Origin of the sequence: unidentified bacterial endosymbiont (genome assembly GCF_918797525.1) — a bacterium.
GTDB lineage: Bacteria > Pseudomonadota > Gammaproteobacteria > Enterobacterales > Enterobacteriaceae > Enterobacter.
On record NZ_OU963893.1, the window covers coordinates 2,610,962 to 2,631,925 of the forward strand.

General features: G+C 51.5%; 16 protein-coding genes and 1 pseudogene. 3 read left to right on the plus strand and 14 right to left on the minus strand.

Going from position 1 to position 20,964, the window contains the following annotated elements:
* Positions 1-4 precede the first annotated feature (4 nt).
* From NL510_RS12385 to NL510_RS12410, 7 genes and pseudogenes are all read right to left on the minus strand, one after another.
* A protein-coding gene (locus NL510_RS12385; protein ID WP_253376809.1) for an IS5 family transposase occupies positions 5-849 on the minus strand; the annotation gives its coding sequence in 2 pieces (ribosomal slippage) (positions 5-504 and positions 504-849; 846 coding nt in all).
* A 97-nt stretch (positions 850-946) separates the two neighbouring features.
* On the minus strand, positions 947-2,317 hold the full coding sequence (dbpA, locus tag NL510_RS12390) for an ATP-dependent RNA helicase DbpA (RefSeq protein WP_253377127.1): 1,371 nt from the start codon (positions 2,315-2,317) through the stop codon (positions 947-949).
* Positions 2,318-2,344: 27 nt separating this feature from the next.
* Entirely contained in the window at positions 2,345-2,527 is a 183-nt protein-coding gene (gene ynaL, locus NL510_RS22805) for a proline-rich small protein YnaL (protein WP_301308562.1), read from the minus strand.
* Between the two features lie 273 nt (positions 2,528-2,800).
* Positions 2,801-3,784, minus strand: coding sequence for a zinc transporter ZntB (zntB, locus tag NL510_RS12395; protein WP_253377129.1), 984 nt, complete (start codon positions 3,782-3,784; stop codon positions 2,801-2,803).
* Between the two features lie 161 nt (positions 3,785-3,945).
* Complete coding sequence (locus tag NL510_RS12400; protein ID WP_253377131.1) at positions 3,946-5,088, minus strand: methyl-accepting chemotaxis protein; 1,143 nt, start codon at positions 5,086-5,088, stop codon at positions 3,946-3,948.
* A gap of 563 nt (positions 5,089-5,651) precedes the next feature.
* Positions 5,652-6,266: pseudogene (gene tssK / locus NL510_RS12405) on the minus strand (type VI secretion system baseplate subunit TssK); the annotation flags it as partial.
* A gap of 470 nt (positions 6,267-6,736) precedes the next feature.
* Positions 6,737-8,353, minus strand: coding sequence for a peptide ABC transporter substrate-binding protein (locus NL510_RS12410; protein ID WP_253377133.1), 1,617 nt, complete (start codon positions 8,351-8,353; stop codon positions 6,737-6,739).
* A gap of 182 nt (positions 8,354-8,535) precedes the next feature.
* Between NL510_RS12410 and mpaA the strand changes: the two genes are divergently transcribed.
* Complete coding sequence (mpaA, locus tag NL510_RS12415; protein ID WP_253377135.1) at positions 8,536-9,249, plus strand: murein tripeptide amidase MpaA; 714 nt, start codon at positions 8,536-8,538, stop codon at positions 9,247-9,249.
* Here mpaA and ycjG read toward each other — a convergent pair.
* Positions 9,240-10,205: an L-Ala-D/L-Glu epimerase gene (ycjG, locus tag NL510_RS12420; protein WP_253377137.1), complete on the minus strand. Its 966-nt coding sequence runs from the start codon at positions 10,203-10,205 to the stop codon at positions 9,240-9,242. The two genes, mpaA and ycjG, sit on opposite strands and share 10 nt — an antisense overlap.
* Before the next feature lie 106 nt (positions 10,206-10,311).
* Between ycjG and tpx the strand changes: the two genes are divergently transcribed.
* Positions 10,312-10,818: a thiol peroxidase gene (gene tpx / locus NL510_RS12425; RefSeq protein WP_253377139.1), complete on the plus strand. Its 507-nt coding sequence runs from the start codon at positions 10,312-10,314 to the stop codon at positions 10,816-10,818.
* A gap of 67 nt (positions 10,819-10,885) precedes the next feature.
* Here tpx and NL510_RS12430 read toward each other — a convergent pair whose 3' ends face one another.
* The 4 genes from NL510_RS12430 to NL510_RS12445 form a co-directional block, all read right to left on the minus strand.
* Complete coding sequence (locus NL510_RS12430) at positions 10,886-13,375, minus strand: glycosyl hydrolase family 18 protein (protein ID WP_366518877.1); 2,490 nt, start codon at positions 13,373-13,375, stop codon at positions 10,886-10,888.
* A 227-nt stretch (positions 13,376-13,602) separates the two neighbouring features.
* Positions 13,603-15,144: a transcriptional regulator TyrR gene (gene tyrR / locus NL510_RS12435; protein ID WP_253377146.1), complete on the minus strand. Its 1,542-nt coding sequence runs from the start codon at positions 15,142-15,144 to the stop codon at positions 13,603-13,605.
* Between the two features lie 113 nt (positions 15,145-15,257).
* Positions 15,258-16,310: a YcjF family protein gene (locus NL510_RS12440; protein ID WP_253377148.1), complete on the minus strand. Its 1,053-nt coding sequence runs from the start codon at positions 16,308-16,310 to the stop codon at positions 15,258-15,260.
* Positions 16,307-17,704: a YcjX family GTP-binding protein gene (locus NL510_RS12445; RefSeq protein WP_253377150.1), complete on the minus strand. Its 1,398-nt coding sequence runs from the start codon at positions 17,702-17,704 to the stop codon at positions 16,307-16,309. Before NL510_RS12445 ends, NL510_RS12440 begins: the two co-directional genes overlap by 4 nt.
* Positions 17,705-17,857: 153 nt before the next feature.
* On the opposite strand from NL510_RS12445, the gene NL510_RS12450 reads away from it, so the two are divergent.
* Complete coding sequence (locus NL510_RS12450; RefSeq protein ID WP_253377152.1) at positions 17,858-18,883, plus strand: LacI family DNA-binding transcriptional regulator; 1,026 nt, start codon at positions 17,858-17,860, stop codon at positions 18,881-18,883.
* An 18-nt stretch (positions 18,884-18,901) separates the two neighbouring features.
* Here the strand turns inward: NL510_RS12450 and NL510_RS12455 are convergent, their stop codons facing one another.
* Both NL510_RS12455 and NL510_RS12460 read right to left on the minus strand, forming a co-directional pair.
* On the minus strand, positions 18,902-19,816 hold the full coding sequence (locus tag NL510_RS12455; protein WP_253377154.1) for an OmpG family monomeric porin: 915 nt from the start codon (positions 19,814-19,816) through the stop codon (positions 18,902-18,904).
* A 65-nt stretch (positions 19,817-19,881) separates the two neighbouring features.
* Positions 19,882-20,964: an ABC transporter ATP-binding protein gene (locus NL510_RS12460; protein ID WP_253377156.1), complete on the minus strand. Its 1,083-nt coding sequence runs from the start codon at positions 20,962-20,964 to the stop codon at positions 19,882-19,884.

The following is a 20,964-nucleotide window of genomic DNA, read 5'->3' on the forward strand; positions in this document are numbered from 1 at the left end:
TCCCTTAATTATATAGTCGTTGATAAAAGAGCCGGATGCAGCCCAGCTTCACCATCGCCAGATAATTTCTCGCCGTTTTGTCGTAACGCGTCGCTATGCGACGGTATTCTTTCAGGCGACCAAAACATCGCTCAACAACGTTGCGATTGCGGTACGCATTACGATCGAGCTGTGAACGCCCATCCAATGCCATTTTCTCATTTGATTTTCGGGGAATGACTGCTTTTATACCTTTGCTTTTCAGTTCGTTGCGTAACGCATGCCCGGAGTACGCTTTGTCGGCCAGTACCGCATGGCCACGGCGTTTCATGCTGCCGTTCTGGCGCTGAACACCAATACCGTCGAGAAGACGTTGCGCGAACTGGCTTTCGTGAGCCTGTCCGGGACTCAGCACTATGTTTAACGGAAGACCGTTTCCGTCTGTCGCCAGATGGATTTTGGTGCCAAAACCACCGCGAGAGCGACCCAGCCCATTATCTCCGGCGATATCGGGATGTTTTTTTGAGCCCCGGCAGCACATTTCAACGCCCGGATATTGCTGCCATCCAGCGCCGTAGCAGACCAGTCAACAAGATTGCTGGCATCAAGTAGCGAAAGCAACCTGTTGAAAATAATGTTAATAACACCTGATTTTGACCACCGGTTAAAGCGGTTATAAACCGTTTTCCATGGTCCATATCGTTCAGGTAAATCACGCCACGGAGCCCCGGAACACAACACCCAGAACATACCGTTGATAATTTTACGATGCTCAGCCCATGGGCGTCCGGCCCGTGGAGATACGGGTTCAGCAGGCAATAAAGGCTGGATGATAATCCATGCTTCATCAGGAAGGTCGTAGCGAGCCATAGTTCAATATGTTGTGGAAACAGACAGTTACTATAGCTCAAACGATTAAGGGACACAGCCTAGCGTCTCAGAATGTTTCTGAGACGCTTTCAAACGCTTACTTGAGCAGGCGAACGCGACAGGCTTTGCCTTTAATTTTTCCGTCCTGTAGCTGCTTCCAGGCTTTATGCGCAACCGACTGGCGTACTGCGACATAAACATGCGCCGGATGTACCGTAATTTTACCGATATCCGCGCCGTCCAGACCAATATCCCCGGTCAGGGCGCCGAGCACATCGCCGGGACGCATCTTGGCTTTTTTGCCGCCATCAATACACAGTGTCGCCATACTGGCTTCCAGGGGAACAATGCTGATGCCCGGGGCGTTCACCCAGTTCAGCTTTAGCTGCAGCATTTCAGACAGAATATTCGCGCGCTGCGCCTCTTCCGGCGCGCAGAAACTAATAGCGAGACCGCTGTTGCCCGCACGCGCGGTACGGCCAATACGGTGAACGTGAACTTCAGGATCCCACGCCAGCTCAAAGTTCACCACCAGCTCAAGGGATTTAATATCCAGGCCGCGTGCCGCGACGTCGGTAGCCACCAGCACGCGCGCGCTGCCGTTGGCAAAACGCACCAGCGTCTGGTCGCGGTCGCGCTGTTCCAGATCGCCGTGGAGCGACAAAGCACACTGCCCAACCGCATTGAGGGCATCACAAACGGACTGACAGTCTTTTTTGGTATTACAAAACACCACGCAGGATGCTGGCTGATGCTGGCTCAGTAACGTCTGCAGAAGCGGAATTTTGCCCTGCTGAGAGGTTTCAAAGAACTGTTGTTCAATGGCGGGAAGCGCGTCGACGCTATCAATTTCGATAGTGAGGGGCTCATTCTGCACACGACCGCTGATGGCCGCGATGGCGTCAGGCCAGGTCGCTGAGAACAGTAATGTCTGGCGGTCTGGCGGTGCGAAACGGATCACTTCATCAATCGCATCGCTAAAGCCCATATCCAGCATCCGATCTGCTTCATCCATCACCAGCGTTTGCAGCGCATCAAAGCTGACGGTACCTTTTTGCAGGTGATCGAGCAGGCGGCCCGGCGTGGCCACAATAATGTGCGGCGCATGCTGCAGGGAATCTCGCTGTGCGCCAAAAGGTTGCCCGCCACAGAGGGTTAATATTTTAGTGTTAGGCAGAAAACGCGCCAGACGACGCAGTTCTCCCGCGACCTGATCCGCAAGCTCGCGGGTTGGGCACAGCACCAGAGACTGGGTTTTGAACAGCGCAACATCGATACGCTGCAACAGCCCAAGACCAAATGCGGCTGTTTTTCCACTGCCCGTTTTTGCCTGAACGCGTACATCACGGCCATCGAGAATAGCGGGCAGCGCGGCCGCCTGAACAGGGGTCATAGTGAGGTATCCCAGCTCGTTGAGATTCTCGAGCTGGGCGGCGGGCAGAACATTAAGGGTAGAAAAAGCAGTCACAATTTATTCTCGTGGTCATCTTTGCAGTCAGATGGCGTGTATCCTCGCAGATCTCGGGGTTTGATGCGACATTTTAATCGGTTCTTCATCCGGTGGCGGGTCGGGCATGGGCTGAGGACGCGGAACGGGATCCGGTATCGGGGCGGGATCGTCAGGTATTGGGCCTGTCGGGATGGAATAGCGTCGTTGAAGCGTGAATGGGTGGCTCATCTTTCCCTCCTGGTTTCAGCACTCTCTCTATTAGGGTAGACGCTGAAGAACAGGAGGCAAAAAAAAGCCGACTATAAAGTCGGCGTCGTACGAATCAATTGTGCTATGCAGTAATTCAAAAAAGGAAGTAAGACAATATGGAGCGCAACGCCCATCGCTTGACGTTGCATTCACCTGCAGGAGTAATATTGCACCTGTCAGAGCCAGGATTTATTGACTTTGCTCAATTAAAATGACGTTTTGATGCACTGATTATGTTGAAAAAGCGTAATTTTACAACCATTTACTGCGATGCAACCACCACGCAACACTCCCAATCAATACGACTAACATGACGCAAAACGCCGTGAAGCCGTAATGATACGCTCCGCCGGGAATGCCGCCCAGATTTACGCCAAACAACCCGGTCAGGAATGTACTGGGCAAAAAGACCATCGCCATCAGCGACATCGTATAGGTTCTTCTCGCCAGCGACTCTTGCATTACCTGCGCAATCTCATCTGACATCACCGCCGTTCTGGCGATACAGGAATCCACCTCGTCCAGGCCACGCCCCAGCCTGTCGGCGATATCCTGCATTCTGCGGCGTTGATCGTCATTCATCCAGCACAGACGCTCGCTGGCCAGCCGGGCGTAAACATCGCGCTGTGGGGTCATGTAGCGACGCATGACGATAAGCTGTTTACGCAATAATGCCAGGAAGCCGCGCGGCGGGATCTGCTGATCGAGCAGATTATCCTCAAGGTCGATAATTTTATCGTGCAGCTCTTCAATAAACTCACTCGCATGATCGGTTAAGGCATCACACACATCCACCAGCCAACTGCCGCAGTCGGTTGGCCCGGTGCCCTCTTTCAAATCATTCAGCACATCATCCAGCGCCAGGACTTTGCGCTGACGGGTGGAGACAATCAGCCGTTCATCCATATAGACTCGCATCGCCACCAGTTGATCCGGCCGTTCATCCGTGCTGCCGTTAATGCAACGCAGGGTGATAAGCGTACCGTCCCCCATTCTGCTCACGCGCGGCCGCAGGCTTTCGCCTGCCAGCGCATCACGCACGTTATTGGGTAAAAGGGGGGTCGATGCCAGCCAGCCAGCGCTTTCAGCATGGGTGTAATTCAGGTGTAGCCAGCAGGGATGCTCGTTATCTATCTCATCGCTGTTTTTCAGCGGCCGCGCACCGCCACGGCCATCGAAAACCGATGCAAAAACCGCATCCGGAACGTTAAGTTCCGATCCTTTAATGCTTTCCACTACGCCTCCCCCTATTATCTCTTACGTTGTCAGTCTAGCTTTCGTTGGGGGTTAAGCAACTATTATGTCGCGCATCGCGCTGAATTAGCTAAGAAAGGTCATAGAAAAAGCCTGGCACGTCACTGCAGGTTCTCGACAAAATGCGTGCCTGCCAATTGATGTTAGTTGACCCGCTCTGGCCGCTGCTGGAACGACAGCACACCCGCAGTGGCAGGCGATTGATGGCCTTGTTCAAGCCTGAAATTGCGTGTGCGTGCCTGCAGCTCAATGACCTGATTACGCAGAACATCAGACGATCCGTTAAGCTCCTCAGCCATGGCCACATTACTCTGGGTGACCCGCTCCAGTTCGGATAGCGCAAGTGTGATCTGCGCAATCCCCTTTTCCTGCTCTGACGTCGATGCAGAAATATCATCCATCAGCCGGCTGACATTACCCGATCCCGCCACGATTTCACGCATATTTTTCTCGGCTTCTGACACAACGGTTACGCCCTGAGTAACATTGTTGCTGGTCACTTCTATCAGCGTTTTGATATTTTTCGCCGCTTCGGCACTGCGGTGTGCAAGATTTCTGACCTCCTCCGCCACCACAGAGAACCCTTTGCCATGATCGCCCGCTCTGGCCGCCTCAACGGCCGCATTCAGCGCGAGGATGTTTGTCTGAAAGGCAATCCCGTCGATCAGCGAGATAATTTCCGTCATCTGCTGCGCGCATTCAGTGATGGACGCCATGTTGGTAGCAACTTGCCCCATTAGATCCCCGCCCTTACGTGCCTGGAGAGTCGCCTCGTTCGCCTGCTCACTGGCAAGACGCGTATTCTCAGCCGTGTTTCTAGTGCTCGCTGCCATCTGTTCCATACTGGCGGCGGTTTGCACCAACGATGCCGATTGCTGTTCAGTTTTTACGGAGAGCTGCTCGCTTCGTGCTGAAAGTTGCTCCGAAAGCGTCATCGCCGTTTGTGATGAGGCCCTGATCTCACGCACCAGCGTAGCGATATTACTCGACAGACTATTGATACCAGGGATCAAACGACCCGCGCAGTTGTTACCAAACTCAGGGATCGACACGGCAAGATTGCCCGATGTAACTTCTTCAATACTTTTCTTCACAGTATTGATCGGCGTCACAAGATATTTCGTCATATAGAACCAGAGTAAAAATAAAGCAATGAAATTTATAATATTCACTGAAATAAAGAGTGATGCGCTGTGTGAAAATAAAGCAATAACACCTGCACTTACTAAAAAGAGACATACAAGAAAATAAATTATGAAGGATCTGACACTCATGTTTCTTAGCATGATTATTCCCACAACTTTATATTTAGGTCGGCATTATCGTTTATAGCACCCGCCTTCAACTTTGTCCTCACTATCTCCGCTGGTTCGATGTTTCGCCACGAGACGCCTGGAGTTTACCTTAAGTCAGACAAAAAAATCACCATTGCAGAAAAGCTTTGCATCTACTGCTGCCATACGGGTTCTCGTCCAATTTAAGCGATACCATCAACGTGAGTGATACGTGATGATCGCCTTCATGTTTAAGGAGCATTGCTATAATCACGCGCATTTGTTTAGCAAGGCTTAATCGGTAAAGGGTGAGAATATATTTTGTTCTTTATCCCCGCCGTTTATTTTTAATACACGCGATCACGACTCACAATAAATAACTAATAGAGCCTGTCAGTAATTCTGTGTAACTGCCAACCTGCTGAATTCCGTATTGCAACGGCCAGTATGGTGGAAGCATGCTGAGTTCGTTCAATCTGGAGTTCACTTTTTCCGCGTATGCATCACTGGATTTAAGCCAGGTCGGTGCATCCTGGCGTAATTGTTCGACAACCGGAAGAGGCATGCTGGCAGGTAAAGGTCTGTCCGTCCGGTCGGGACATTTCCAGAGCAATGACCCGGGATGGCAAACTTGCCTCCAGCAAACCCGTTATCAGATCAAACAGCGGAGGAAACGCATTAGCCGGTTCCTCGTGGTCATAACCCGGTATGGCGTCAAGATCATGGTCCAGGGAAAAGGTCAGCATACTGCCTGCCAGACGAGCGAGCTCCGCCCACACCTGTTCAGGTGGACGGGAAGGAAAATGTTCGTATTCCGTCAGCACCCTGGCGAGGGAATTCAGCGCATTCAGCAACCTGAAAAGGGATACATCGGCGACGGCAAAATTGGCGAGTCTTTCGTTATTTTCACGACACATTGTCATCAGTCGCTGGCGTCGGGAGCGAAGCTAGCAATTGAGCAGCACCAGACGTTCGCGAAGGACCGGACTTGCCCCAAAAGATGCTACTGGAGGAATAAAAGACGGATCCTGTCGCCACGCATTTTGTCCATCCCGGATAAGCCTTGCTACCGGGCACACTTTCCAGGAATCATTACTTTCATGAGCAAACCGGATGGTGAAATTAAACCGGGCAACAGCCATGGATGCTTCTTCAGAGCCAAAGGCATCCTGCAACGTTACCCACTCTTCTCATTTGGTTACAAAAAAGCAGAGTAAACACCTGCTGCACAGAAATGTCTGAATTTTATTTAAGCACACCCGTTTTGTTGATTTAAATCAATACATCAAGGAGATGATAATTATGATTAATTCTGGCAGAGTGATGTAGATCAGAATTAACAACTGAATTATTTCTTTTACAGACTAAAGATGTGAAATAAATCCAGAATTGGACATTTAATTTCCCAGTTCTGCATTCTCAATTAGTTACCCCCTAAGACAGTTTTGCATTATAAATGCAATGTCAAACAGTTCCATGACCCGCTATCAATTCGCATTTTACCGCAACCGTTTTTCATTGAACACGTCAAAAGTACCGTCAGAAAAGTGATGCTTTCTGCTGTGGCGGGAGATGGTCAGAAGGAGAAACTGGCGCTGCAAGCCGCGCCAGCTCTGGGTTTAGCCGTGGTTACCTTGCATTAACTGAAAACCAGTACTAATTAGTGCTTTTCAATATACATCGTGCGGCTATAGGCTACATCTTCCGGGTTATTAATGGGATAGCCTTTCACCCAGGGTTTGATCAGACGTCCGTTGGTGTACTGATAAATCGGGGCAATCGGCGCTTTTTCGGCCAGGATCTTCTCGGCCATATTGTAATCGTCATTACGCGCTTTCGCCGTGCTTTCAAGCGCCGCCTGGTTGATGATCTTATCATATGCCGGGTCGTTGAAACGCGAGATATTGCCGGTATGGGTTGAGGTCAGTAGCGACAGGAAAGTCGAGGGCTCATTGTAGTCTCCCACCCACGACGCGCGGATAACGTCGAAATTGCCGGTGTTGCGGCTGTCAATGTATGTCTTCCATTCCTGATTTTGCAGCTTGACGTCGACCCCCAGGTTTTTCTTCCACATTGAGGCTACGGCAATCGCAATTTTCTGATGATTTTCCGAGGTGTTGTAAAGTAGGGTCAGTTTCAGCGGACGTTGTGGGCCATAGCCTGCAGCCTGTAACAGCGCTTTGGCCTGTGCGTTTAACTCCTGCTGTGACATTTTCTCAAACGGAGAAGGCTCCGGCGTAAACCCGGCCGTAACGTCAGGGGTGAAATGCCACGCCGGTTTTTCACCTGTTCCTAAAACTTTGTCGGCCATAATGCGGCGATCGATGGTCATGCTCAGCGCCAGTCGCACGCGGGCATCGGCCGTCGGCCCTTTTTGCGTGTTAAATGCGTAGTAATAGGTGCCCAGTTGGGGCGGTGTATAGACCTGTCCCGGAATATCTTTAAGCAGCTTCTGATACATATTTTTTGGGAACGATTCAGTGATATCGATATCACCCGCCAGATAACGCTTAGTGGCCGAAGATTCCTGGTTGACAGGGACAAAGGTCACTTTTTGCAGAACAGTTTTAGCGTTGTCCCAGTAGTGCGTATTTGGCACGACAACCAGTTTTTCATTTACGACGCGCTCTTTGAGAACGTAAGCGCCATTGCCGATCAGGTTCCCCGGGCGCGTCCACGTTTTATCGCTTTCAACGTTGTTTTTTTGAACAGGATAGAAAGCGAAGCTTGCCGTCAGGTTAGTGAACCATGGCAGGGGTTTATCCAACTGTACACGTAATGTTCGGGCATCAACGGCGGTTACACCCAGCGTATCGGGTGCGGCTTTGCCATCAATAATCGCCTGAGCGTTATTAATACCGGCCAGGGCCGCAAACCATGCAAATGGCGACGTGGTTTTCGGGTCAACCAGGCGCTGCCAGCTATAGACAAAGTCCTGGGCAGTCACCGGGGTGCCATCGGACCATCTGGCGTTATCACGAAGCGTAAAGGTCCAGATGCGGTTGTCGTTGCTCTGCCAGCGTGTTGCTACCCCCGGGGTCAGTTCCCCTTTCTCGTTCTGGTTCACCAGACCTTCAAAAAGATCGCGAATAACCTGAATCTCTGGCAACCCCACCGCTTTGGCGGGATCAAGAGAAGCGGGTTCATCTTTGATGTGTCTGACCAGCTCCTGCCGTTTGGCAAGCACGGTGCCTTGCGGCACGTCAGCTGCGTAAGCGAGTGAAGATAGCCCGCCCAGGCACAGCGCAGAAAACAGCAGCGAAACAGGATGCCTCATGAGATCCCCTTTTAAAAGTCCGTAACTCGTGGTTGCGTAATTATTTGTTTTGAAACATCGGAATGCAAATACCTTACGCCGGAAAGTTGATATCAGGCAATGTTATACTGGCGCGTAAACTATTTGATTAACCGCGAGTTTTGCACAACACTGCCAGAAGAGAATTTTTATCAGGATTTCCTATGGCAATCACCCGACCAAGAATGGAACGTGGCGCCTTTCCGCCTGGCGCCGAGCAGTACGGCCGCTCATTTTTAGGGGCATCATTGATTTGGTTCCCCGCCCCCGAGGCCGATCGCACGAGCGGTTTAATCATTGCCGGCACGCACGGCGACGAAAATTCATCCATCGTGACCCTCTCATGTGCGCTTCGTACGCTCGTGCCCGAACTGCGGCGTCACCACGTTATTTTGAGCGTAAACCCGGATGGCAGCCAGCTTGGTCTGCGGGCAAATGCGAGGGGGATCGACTTAAACCGCAATTTCCCGGCAGCAAACTGGCGCGCCGGGGAAACTGTTTATCGCTGGAACAGCACGGCTGAAGCGCGTGACGTTGTGTTACTGACGGGTGAAAAGCCCGGCTCGGAGCCAGAGACACAGGCGCTTTGCCAGCTTATCCATAAAATCCACCCGGCCTGGGTCGTCTCTTTTCACGATCCGCTGGCCTGCATCGAAGACCCTCGCCATACCGAGCTGGGAGAGTGGCTGGCTGAGGCTTTTACTCTGCCGCTTGTCACCAGCGTCGGCTACGAAACGCCTGGCTCATTCGGTAGCTGGTGTGCCGATTTAGGCTTGCACTGCATCACCGCTGAATTCCCACCCATATCATGCGATGAAGCCAGTGAAAAATACCTCAAGGCGATGGTGGCGCTTTTACGGTGGCAGCCTCAAGGATGAAGCACTCCACTGGTAAAACGCAGCGCAGGCGAAACATCAACCGCCAGCCATGTTGGGCCATCAAGATCGGCAAACAAGACCTGATTCACCAGGGGTAAGGCTGCGTTGATAGCCCGGGATGTGCAGAGCATGCACCCCAGCATCAACGAAAAACCTTGCGCCTGCGCCTCTGTTGCCAGCGCCAGCGCCTCGGTCAGACCACCGGTTTTGTCGAGCTTGATATTGACCATCTCATAGCGTCCCTGTAACGCCGCCAGACTGTCACGGGTATGACAGCTTTCATCGGCACAGACAGGCAAGGGATGGATAAAATTCTCTAAGGTCGTATCATCCTTCGCGGGTAGCGGCTGTTCCAGCATGGCAACACCTAAATCGGCGAGCAACTGACAGCGTGCGGCCAGCCCTTCAGGATGCCAGGACTCGTTCGCGTCCACAATGAGCGTTGCGCTCGGCACAGCCGAGCGGATGGCTACCATACGCTCGCTGATCAGATGATCGTCAAGTTTGATCTTAAGTAAGGTTGCGCCGGCGTCATTTAGCGCCCTGGCGCTGGCCGCCATCTGCGCGGGTTCGCCAATAACCACCGTCTGCGCAGTGACCACCGACGTCGGCAGCGTTACGCCCAGCATCGAGGGCAACGATTTTTGCCACGTAGCCGCCTCCAGGCTCCAGAGCGCGCAGTCAATGGCATTACGCGCGGCGCCTGCAGGCAATCGCTGCTGAAGTGCTGCACGCGAAAGCCCTGCTTGTAAGTCGGGAACAAGAGTCATAATTTGCGCCATCACGGACGCGAGACTTTCGCCATAGCGAGGATAAGGGGTGCATTCCCCCACCCCCTTGATCCCCGCATCTTCGATCTCCACGACCACGACGCTGGCCTCGCTGCGACTACCATGCGAAATGACAAACGGGGAATGCAATGGCCAGGCTTCTTCATAGACCTTAACGCTTCTCATCACTGACTCCTTGCGGCCCGGTAAGGCGTAAAATTGGTTTGCCGAGCTATCCGCTGATGGCATACACTAGTCCCGACGTTAACTATATGTAAACAGGAAGATATCTATGTCACAACTCGTTCATTTCCAGGGCAACCCGGTTGCTGTTGCAGGTTCCATTCCGCAGCCTGGTAGCAAGGCTCAGGCATTCACTCTGGTGGCTAAAGATCTGTCTGACGTCACGTTGGGCCAGTTTGCTGGAAAACGCAAAGTCCTGAACATTTTCCCAAGCATTGATACCGGCGTGTGTGCTGCATCCGTGCGCAAATTCAACCAACTGGCAACTGAAGTGGACAACACCGTGGTGCTGTGCATTTCTGCTGACCTGCCGTTTGCCCAGTCTCGCTTCTGCGGTGCTGAAGGTCTTAGCAATGTTATCACGCTCTCCACTCTGCGCAGCCCAGATTTCCTGGAGAAATACGGGGTTGGCATTTCCGAAGGCGCTCTGAAAGGTCTGGCAGCGCGTGCGGTTCTGGTCATTGATGAAAACGACAACGTCGTATTGAGCGAGCTGGTTAACGAAATCACCACCGAGCCGGATTACTCTGCTGCGCTTGACGTGCTGAAAGCATAGCCAAAAAAAGCCGTAACATCGCTGTTACGGCTTTATCAGACGTTAAAATTATAACTAACTTAGCGGATTATTTCGTTGGCTTTAACATATCGTCAGTAAGCGTTATGCTATCCAACACATTATAGATTTGATCGCTGACCTTAGTGCCAGCGGCTGTAGCAAAATAGACTCTATCTCCTGCCTTAATATTATTCAAAGACATAATTTCAGTTGCAGTCCAGGATACACCCTCATTTTGCCCATAGGTCGTACATTTGTCATTGCTTGCCTTACGTACCGTCTGGAACCACGAACCACACAGAGTGGTAGTGACCTTACCTTTCGCATCCTTGGTATCATAATACATATTCAGATATTGATAAGATGCCATCAGGCTAGATTTGGTCCCCACGGTATATTGCAGTTTTTTGTCTTTCACTGACGTTCTTGACGACACAATCTGAGATGCGTTACCGGCAGAAACATCCTCAAGTGTGTATCGATAGGTTAATACCGTTTTACCTTGTGCATCTTTAACCTCTACAACATGCCCCTCGCTAACTTGCAATGCATGTATTTGCAGACTGACATTGGAATAACCGTTACCTAAGTCCGTAATGATGGTGTTAGCTATCTTTTTATTACCATATTCGCCGAAATAGTAAGGCTGACCAATGGCATCACGATTCCAACCGTCATGCTGTAATGTGGCCGTATATTGCCCACTTTGAAGACTGGCAGTATTCTGCGTCCACTGTAATTTAGGATCCTCGGTCTTTTGATCGACGTTGATATCCTTTATTTCAGTGTCAGCCGATGCTTCGCTATGCGTAAACGGCGCAAACACTTCACTGAAGGCGTAAATTGGTGCTTGCTGTTCGGTTAGCCCGCTGTGTTCCGGTGACACCTGTTTAGCGACGCCAGGCTGGTCACGCATCATTGACCACATGCCAATCATACCCAGGTTGCGATCTTTGGCATCATCCAATACCAGGTTAGCATCCGACAGATAGAATACTTCCCCCTGAACGTCGTTATAACCGTTCATTGGCGTAACACCCATCATCGCGTTGATTTCATCGTCAGACTTATCGGTGAAAATCTGCTTCAGTTGGGAGAACAGGCTTTCAATTGCAGAGGTGGCGCACTTGCCGTGAATGTTTTGCCCTTCAGTGCCGTCGGACTGACAGATACTGCTGCCGTAGTCCATCGCCATTACATTCACCCCAGCCAGATCGACCCCTTTCTCCTTCGCATCGTTTAGTACGTACAGGCCGTCAGCGGTCAGACCCGTCGGCAGAATCGGCAGGGTATACCAGATCCCTACACTGCGGCCTTCTGCTTTCCATTGTGCCTGCGCGGCCTTAACGGCTTCGTTACGGCGGTTTATGGAGTCATGATCGGCGACCCATGTTCCTTCAATATCGAAATCCAGTACGTTCAGATTCAGGTTTTCAACGATGTCGTAGTAGTGCTTTTGCAGATCAGAAACGTTCTTACAGGCTGCCGCCAGCGGTGAGTTGTTAGCACCACCGATTGAAATCATTACGTCCCCGCCTGCTTCACGCAGCGCTTTGATCTTACTGTACTGGGTGTAATTGTTGATATCGTAAGCGGTACCCCAGGTTGGCAGACAGGTATCAGCATCTTTTGCTACCACAAAGGCCATAGTGAAGTGAGTGATACCCTGGTTCTTAGCGAGGCTGGCAAGGTCTGGCTGCGCGTTCAGCGTGTAATCGACATACGGAGCATAAACATGCGCAGGCCATGGCGCTTTAGGGGTACCTACCATTTCTTTAGTGCCGGACCAGTCAATATAAACTTTCCACGGATTGATATCGGAAGGTTTAACTTTCTGGACTTTAGCCTGGGAAACATAATTATCGCCGTTATAGCGAATTAATGTGCCGCTTTCATAGAGTGTTGCTGAATTAAATTCAGGCGCTTTATTTAATTGATCTATGGTATAGGATACGACATCACCCAACGGTTTCCAGGGACGACCATTGGTTCCGGTAGGGTTTTGATTGGCCTCCAGTGAAGGGTCATCGCCAAGGGTATAAAATAGTGCTTCATATTCCTGGCCATTTTTCTGAACTTTATCGCCTTTATTATAGGTGGTGGTGCCTGCCCACTGAGGAACCTCAGCGTACTGTTCCCACGGGTTGGCTGAACCCGGCGTAAACCCATAGGCACTTTGCGCCGTAGAGGTCTGCCAGGTCGCGCCGTTGTAGGAGACAATATCATTGGCGTTGTAAGCACTGGCGCTGCTGTATTCCGGATAGGTTACGGTACCGCCGCCCGTTTCGCAGGTCGTTGGGTTACCGTATTGCGTCATCTCGGCAGCGGTCGCCGCGCGTTCAAAACGCCATGGATTACTGGCTTCATCTGCCGAGGCATTCCCCGGACAATCTTTCGCGCCTACCCACCAGGCGTTGGTATACACGCCGCTGTCATAAATAACCTCATAAGGACCAGCACCCTCCTGACCGCTCCAGGCTTCGATAGCAAATACCGGGGCGGCGGCACACAGTGCCCCCATTCCTATTATAGCTTTAGTAAATATATTCAGTTTCATAATCATCCTTATTATTTAATCCCATATTAAAATGGCGATTAACTGTAAAAGGATTATCGATTAGGATAAATCAAATATTACTGTGCGCCTCTATTTTTAGGATTTAAGGGAATATGGTCGGACCATATTGATCATTAAATCATATATGAATTAATAATTACATTTAACATGGAAATATTTCTGTAGAATATCACGCCACCCCGAAGACGAGCTGGCGTTTAATAATATTACTCTTCCGCTTTCTTATGGTTTAGTCCATATTCACGTAATTTATTCGCAATCGCGGTATGCGATACCCCCAGCCTTTTGGCCAGCTTACGGGTACTGGGGTAGCTACGATAAAGTTGCGTTAATACCGAGCGCTCAAAACGGCTGGTAATGTCATCCAGAGATCCTTCCATCGCCTCTTCGCCCACCGATACTGTCCCGGCATCGTAGTCGGGTAACAGAATATCCTGTGGTCGCAGTTCATAACCTTCCAGCTGCGTGAGAGCACGGTAGACTGCATTCTTCAACTGGCGAATGTTGCCCGGCCAACCGTAACGCGTTAACACAGTGCCGAGGTCCGCAGAAAGCTTTGGCCGCGGCACCCCTTGTTCATCAGCGAAGCGGGCCACAAACAGCTCAGTCAGCGGCATGATGTCTTGTGGGCGGTCGCGCAGGGGGGGAATATTCAGCGTCAATACATTCAGACGATAATAGAGATCTTCGCGGAATACGCCTTTTTGCACCAGTTCAACAAGATTTTTCTGAGTAGCACAGATTACGCGTACGTCCACATGAACCTCGTGATCTTCCCCGACACGGCGGAAAGTACCGTCATTGAGGAAGCGCAACAGCTTGGCCTGCATACGCGGCGACATCTCGCCGATTTCGTCCAGAAGTACAGCCCCCCCCGTCGCCTGTTCGAAGAAGCCCTTTTTCCCTTCAGGAGCATGGCCGAACAGCTCGCTCTCTACGGCATCTTCCGGTATAGAGGCACAGTTTAGAGCCAGGTAGGGTTTTGCCGCTCGCGGGCTGGCCAGATGCACAGCGTGAGCCAGCAGATCTTTACCGGTCCCTGTATCGCCGGTAATCAGCAGCGGTGCGGTTAAATTCGCGAGCTTGCGCGCCTGCTCGACGACATGGCGCATTTTCGGGCTGACGGCAATAACCTGACTAAAAGCACCCACATCCTGGCTGGAGAGGTTTTGCAACTGGCGACCCATCCGTACGGTAGATCGCAGCATAATGACTGCCCCGGTCAGCACCCGGACATCGCCTTCCCCTTTCAGGTACACTGGCGTTATCTCCATCAGGAAATTCTGCCCGTTAATGGCGACATGCTCGCTATGGGTGTTTTGCGGATTGCTGTCCAGCCAGCGTTGGAAATTAAAGCCGGAGATCAACTGCGGAGCATGCTGATGGCTGAGCTTCTCCTTGTTCTGGGCGAATAACTGACAGCTGGCCAGATTGCCGCGCTCAACTTTACTTTTCAGATCCAGAGACAGGAAGGGTTCCGGCATGGCTTCCAGCAGGGCACTTAAGGCCAGGTGCTCACGCTCAGATGGCATCCAGGGAATGGTGCGCACATCCGTAACGCCAGCGATACGGCGAATTTCCGCCATCAGGCTGCTGAAGGTATTAAATTCAATTTCGGCAAAATTGAGGTAAATTCGTCCCACAGGATCGATTTCAATGCCACGTAAATCAATGCTACGTAAAACAAGAAGATCAAGTAACTCGCGGGTAAGACCGAGACGGTCTTCACAAAAGACTTCCAGACGCATGGGAAACTCACCGTTTTAAGCCAATAACATTAAAATGATATGTCAGAACACGATGATCAGGAAGATGGCTGTCAACAAATATTGACAGCCAGCACAAATTGTAACCAAAACGCTCACGGAGTCGGTTTTTTATTGAGCGTCTCTTTAAGCTGACCGATTAATTCACGGCGGAAATCCCCCAGCCGTGGCTTATCGCCGTCAATCCACGGCAGCGGACGGCAGACTTCCATCGCCTTAATGCCCAACCGCGCAGTCAGTAATCCGGCGCCAAGGCCTTGCGCAGCACGCGCCGAAAGACGCGCCGCCAGATCCTGTGACATCCAGTCCATACCCACCTCCCGCACCAGTTCGCTGGCACCGGCGAAGGCGATATTAAGTAAAACCAGTTTAAACAGCCTTAGACGGCTGTAATAGCCAAGCTCGATGCCGTAGAGGTTTGCTATACGGTTTATCAGACGCAGATTACGCCAGGCAATAAACGCCATATCGACCAGCGCCAGCGGACTGACGGCAATCATTAGCGTGGATTCTGCTGCCGAGCGGCTGATTTCGCGACGCGCCTGCGCATCCAGCACTGGCTGCACCATATGGGAATAGAGCGTCACTATTTCCCTGTCGTTCTGGGTTTCATGGATCGCGGCATACCAGCGTTGCAGCGCCGGATGTGACTGATCGATTCCGGCCTGAGCGGCCAGTTTTTCACAAAAAGCACGCCCTTTTCCGGTTCCATGGCTGTGCAGGAGATCCCGCGCTTCATCCCGTTCGTGCGCGCGCTGTCGCAGGCGCCACAAACGCCGCCACTCTGTGGCAACCGATCCAACCCCTGCGCCGATAATCAATGCCCCAGCAGCACTACCGCCCAGCGCTACCCAGTCCTGCGTTTGCCAGGCATTCATCGTCCACTGGACCCCTTGGGCTACAACGCTCACGCCAAACAGCACCAGCCCGGCGGTCACCATCCGGCGCCACAGGCTGCGTTTAGGACGTAAAGCGGCCTCAACTACCGCTTCCGCTGAGCCCTCCCCGGCTAAGAGATCATCTGTCAACGCTGGGGCAAAATGTTCCGCCTGCGTACCGCTAAAGGTCTGAGCGGATTTAAACGCGGGCTGTTTTTCCTGCTCAAGCGTACCGGTAAAGTCAATGCGCGGTTTTAACGGTTCCGTCATCGCAATTTATCTCCAATCAAAAACTCCAGCGCCGCGTCCAGACGAATGTGCGGTAACGGCCGATCGACGGCCATCGTCTGCGGGCGGAAGGCTTCAAACTGAAACCCCTGATGTTGCCAGAATGCCTGGCCTGGCAGACGCCCAGGCACTTCACCCGGATATACCGTAAGAGGCTCACCGTCACTGAGGCGGTTCCCACGTAACGCGGGAATTTTTTCACCCTTTACGTCTATCAAACCGCTCTCGGTCGCCTGGACAGATGCCAGCCCGAGACAATCCATGCCGATCCCTTCAAATGCCGCGTTTTGCCACGCGTCCTGCACCAGCTGCTGTAACAACGACACCATATTTACATGCTGATCGACCGTCACATGGTCAGCCTTGGTGGCGGCAAACAGCAGTTTGTCGATAACCGGAGAAAACAGGCGGCGGAACAGCGTCCGCTGGCCGTAGTGAAAGCTTTGCATCAGTTGCGTCAGCGCCAGGCGCATATCATTAAACGCCTGCGGCCCGCTGTTCAGGGGCTGAAGGCAGTCCACCAGCACAATCTGTCGGTCAAAACGCAAAAAATGATTTTTGTAGAACCCCTTCACCACTTTTTCGCAATAGTAGCTGTAGCGTTCCCGGAGCATGCCGGCGTTAGTGTGCTTATCAGCCTGCGCCAGCTTCGCCTCACCGAAAACGTCCACGTCCGGCCACGGGAAAAACTGCAGCGCGGGCGCCCCCGCCAGATCGCCAGGCAGAACGAAACGCCCGGGCTGGATGAAATGCAGCCCCTCCTGCTTACACTGGTGTAGATAATCGGTCCAGGCCAGGGCAATAGCAGCCAGCCGGTTTTCATCCGCTGGGGCGAGTGGGTCTAAACCTTCACAAAGTTGACGCCATTTAGCCGACCACGCCGCGCGTTGCCCCTGTAACAGTCCCGTCATCTGCCGGGACCAGCTCAGGTAATCCTGTGCCAGCATGGGTAAATCAAGCAACCATTCACCGGGATAATCCACGATTTCAAGATACAGCGTGGAGGTGTCCTTAAAGTGGCGCATTAACGAATCATTAGAGCGAAAACGCAGCGCGAGGCGAATTTCACTGACCCCACGGGTTGGCGTCGGCCAGGCTGGCGGGTCGCCATATAGCTGCGCCAGACCTTCATCATAGGTAAAACGTGGAATGCCGAAATCACGTTGCGGCACACGTTTAACGCCCAGCAGACGTTCTTCGCGTACCGCGCTCAACAGCGGTAAACGCGCACCGGCATGCAGGTTGAGGAGTTGATTGACCATCGCAGTGATGAACGCCGTCTTCCCGCTTCGGCTCAGCCCCGTCACCGCGAGACGGAGATGGCGATCGACGCCACGGTTCACCAAAGAATTGAGTTCGTTTTTAAATCGCTTCATCGCCGTCCTTAGTTGCTGGAAGCCAGGAAAATCCTGTTTAAGAATACAATAAATGGGGGCAGATCGTTGATTATCAATTCATAATTATTGCTATTGCCGTTTTTTCTCCAGTAAGATGAACACCATTGCCGTCTGTCGGAGTGAGTAAGGTGTATGTCTCCCACCATCTATGATATTGCGCGGGTTGCTGGCGTTTCGAAATCAACCGTGTCACGCGTTTTGAATAAGCAAACCAATATATCCCCCGAAGCCCGGGAGAAAGTGCTTAAGGCAATTGACGAATTACAGTATCAACCCAATAAACTTGCCCGCGCACTGACCTCTTCTGGCTTTGATGCCATTATGGTCATTTCTACCCGTTCGACGAAAACAACTGCCGGAAATCCTTTTTTCTCTGACGTTCTTCACGCCATCACGGCAAAGGCAGAACAGGAAGGGTTTGATGTTATTTTGCAAACCTCAAAAAGCAGTGAAGATGATTTGCTGAAATGCGAAAGCAAAATAAAACAGAAGATGGTCAAAGGGATTATTATGCTGAGCTCACCGGCAAATGAATCCTTTTTCTCCAGGCTGGATGTCTACGGCGTTCCTATTGTCGTTATCGGAAAAGTGGAAGGTGATTTCCAGAATATTTACTCCGTAGATACCGATAACTTGCACGATAGCGCGACCCTGACCGACGTTTTTATTAAAAACGGACGCCGCAAAATTGCCTGCCTGCATGCCCCACTCGATTATCATGTTTCTATCGATCGCCTTGCGGGCTATAAATCCAGTCTTGAAAAACACAATATCACGGTAAATCCGCAGTGGATTATAGATGGCGGCTATACTCATGAGAGTGCGCTTAAGGCGGCTAGTAAACTGCTCTCATCAGCCGCTCCCCCGGATGCGGTCTTTGCCACCGACAGCATGAAACTGCTCAGTCTCTATCGTGCGGCAGATGAGTTAAATTTGATGATCCCTGAACAATTCGCGGTGGCCGGTTACAGTGATCGGATGCTGTCGCTTATTTTGACGCCAGCACCGGCAGGCTTTGATATTCCCACCCGGAAACTGGGTGAAGAGAGCTGTGATGTCCTGTTTAAACGGATCGCCGGTCAGCCCACGCCGCAGAAAGTCCTGGTCGAGACGCACTTTGCTTTTGCTGATTCGCTTCCTCAAACCAGGGGCCATTAGCCCCTGGTCTGGCGCCTGTCAGAATGCATAGTTCACGCCGACACCTGCGTAATGGAAGCGATCGTTTTCGCCTTCATCATGGTTTTCCCATTCATAGGCATATTCCAGCGTCATCGAAAGGCCATTTGTGAAATCATAGGCATAAAGCAAACCCAGTCGGTTGAAGTCATGGCCCTCTCGCGCAGGATCGTCCTGCCAGTCCCAGTTAGACCAGCGGTCTAAACCCAGCCGGGTGTAGGGTGTTAGCGTGGTATTGCCCAACGATACTGGCAGATAGGCGCGGATTTCTTGGGTGGAAAATTCGCCGTTGTTACGTGAACTGTCCATATTGAATCCGCGCTCTAAGTAGTAGTTAACTTTCGCGGCGAAGGTTTCGTTAAGGGTCCAGGTAAAGCCGGTTTCGGTCTCAACGCGGCTGTCCGAATAGCCCGTTTTTGCCAGATCGTTGGCAAATTGATACATGGCAAACCAGCCGCTGAACCGCCAGTCGTCGCTAAGCCTGAGGTCCCAGTCAGGCTGTATTTTATAGCGCTGCATATTCGCGCTTCCGTCTTTAGCACCGTGTTCATCTTTAAAATGATAACCATAATTACGAAAACCCCCGGTAAGCCCGAAGGTAAAATCATCGGTGCCGATAAAGCGATAGCGTAATTCAAATTCGGGACGGTCAAAATAGGTCCCACGGGTCATTGTGCTGTAATCAACGGGACCTTCCTGATACATGGCAAGTGACAGCGTCCAGGCATCCCAGGTGGCATTAAACCATACGGAAGGTTCATATAATCCATCTTTATCGTCGCTTTGACCTTCGACGTTTTCAATTTCATACATGGCCCCAATATTAAACGCCCAGTGTTTAGCTGTTTCTGCCGCTTGCGCGCAGCTAACCCCTGCGCACAGAATCAGCGCAGCACATCTTTGTAGAGTATTCATTAAAATATTCCTTTATAATTAACACATAATAAAACCGGAAAATTTATTTCCGGCGAACACCTTTCTTATCTAATAGCCGCTTCAGTTTCAGCGTCGAAGAAATGGCATTTATTCATATCGAACTGGATGCCGATATTATCTCCGGCCGCATAGTCATTCGCAGCCCCTGCCCTGACAATCAGTTCATGCCCCCCCACGCTGACATAAAGCATGAATTCTGCTCCTGTGAGTTCCGCTACGCTGACTTTGGCGAGGATCCCTTCCGTTTTGCCGTGAGGGGTGAAAATATCCTCCGGGCGGATCCCTAATGTCACGGCCTTGCGCTGATAGCCCATGGCATTTAAAGCAGCGAGCTTGTCCATCGGAATGTCAAGACGCAGTGTCTCCGTCACGAAATAGCTTTCGTCTATCGCGCCGCGAATAAAATTCATTGCCGGCGAACCGATAAATCCCGCCACAAACATATTTGCCGGTTCGTTATAAACCTGTTTTGGCGCGCCGACCTGCTGAATAAAACCGTCTTTCAGGATCACAATACGGGTAGCCATTGTCATGGCTTCAGTTTGATCGTGCGTAACGTAAATCATGGTGGTATTCAGTTTTTGATGCAGCTTGCTGATTTCAGCGCGCATCTGTACGCGAAGTTTGGCATCAAGGTTTGAGAGTGGTTCATCCATCAGGAATACACCCGCCTCGCGCACGATCGCCCTGCCTAACGCTACGCGCTGGCGTTGGCCGCCAGATAATGCGCCAGGCTTACGCTTAAGGTATTCACGCAAGCCGAGGATTTGTGCCGCCCAGTTCACGCGTTCCGCAATAATGGCAGGGGCAATTTTTTGCATCTTCAGGCCGAACGCCATGTTGTCGTAAACCGTCATATGCGGATAAAGGGCGTAGTTTTGAAAGACCATGGCGATATCGCGGGATTTAGCCGGTACATCGTTCATACTCACACCGTCAATGACCAGTTCACCCGCGCTGATCTCCTCCAGCCCGGCAATCATGCGCAGTGTTGTCGACTTACCGCACCCCGATGGCCCAACAAAAACGATAAACTCTTTATCCTCAATCTCAAGGTTAAAATCCTTCACGACATGGACCTGGTTATCATAGATTTTCTGGATGTGTTTGAGAGACAGTTGCGCCAT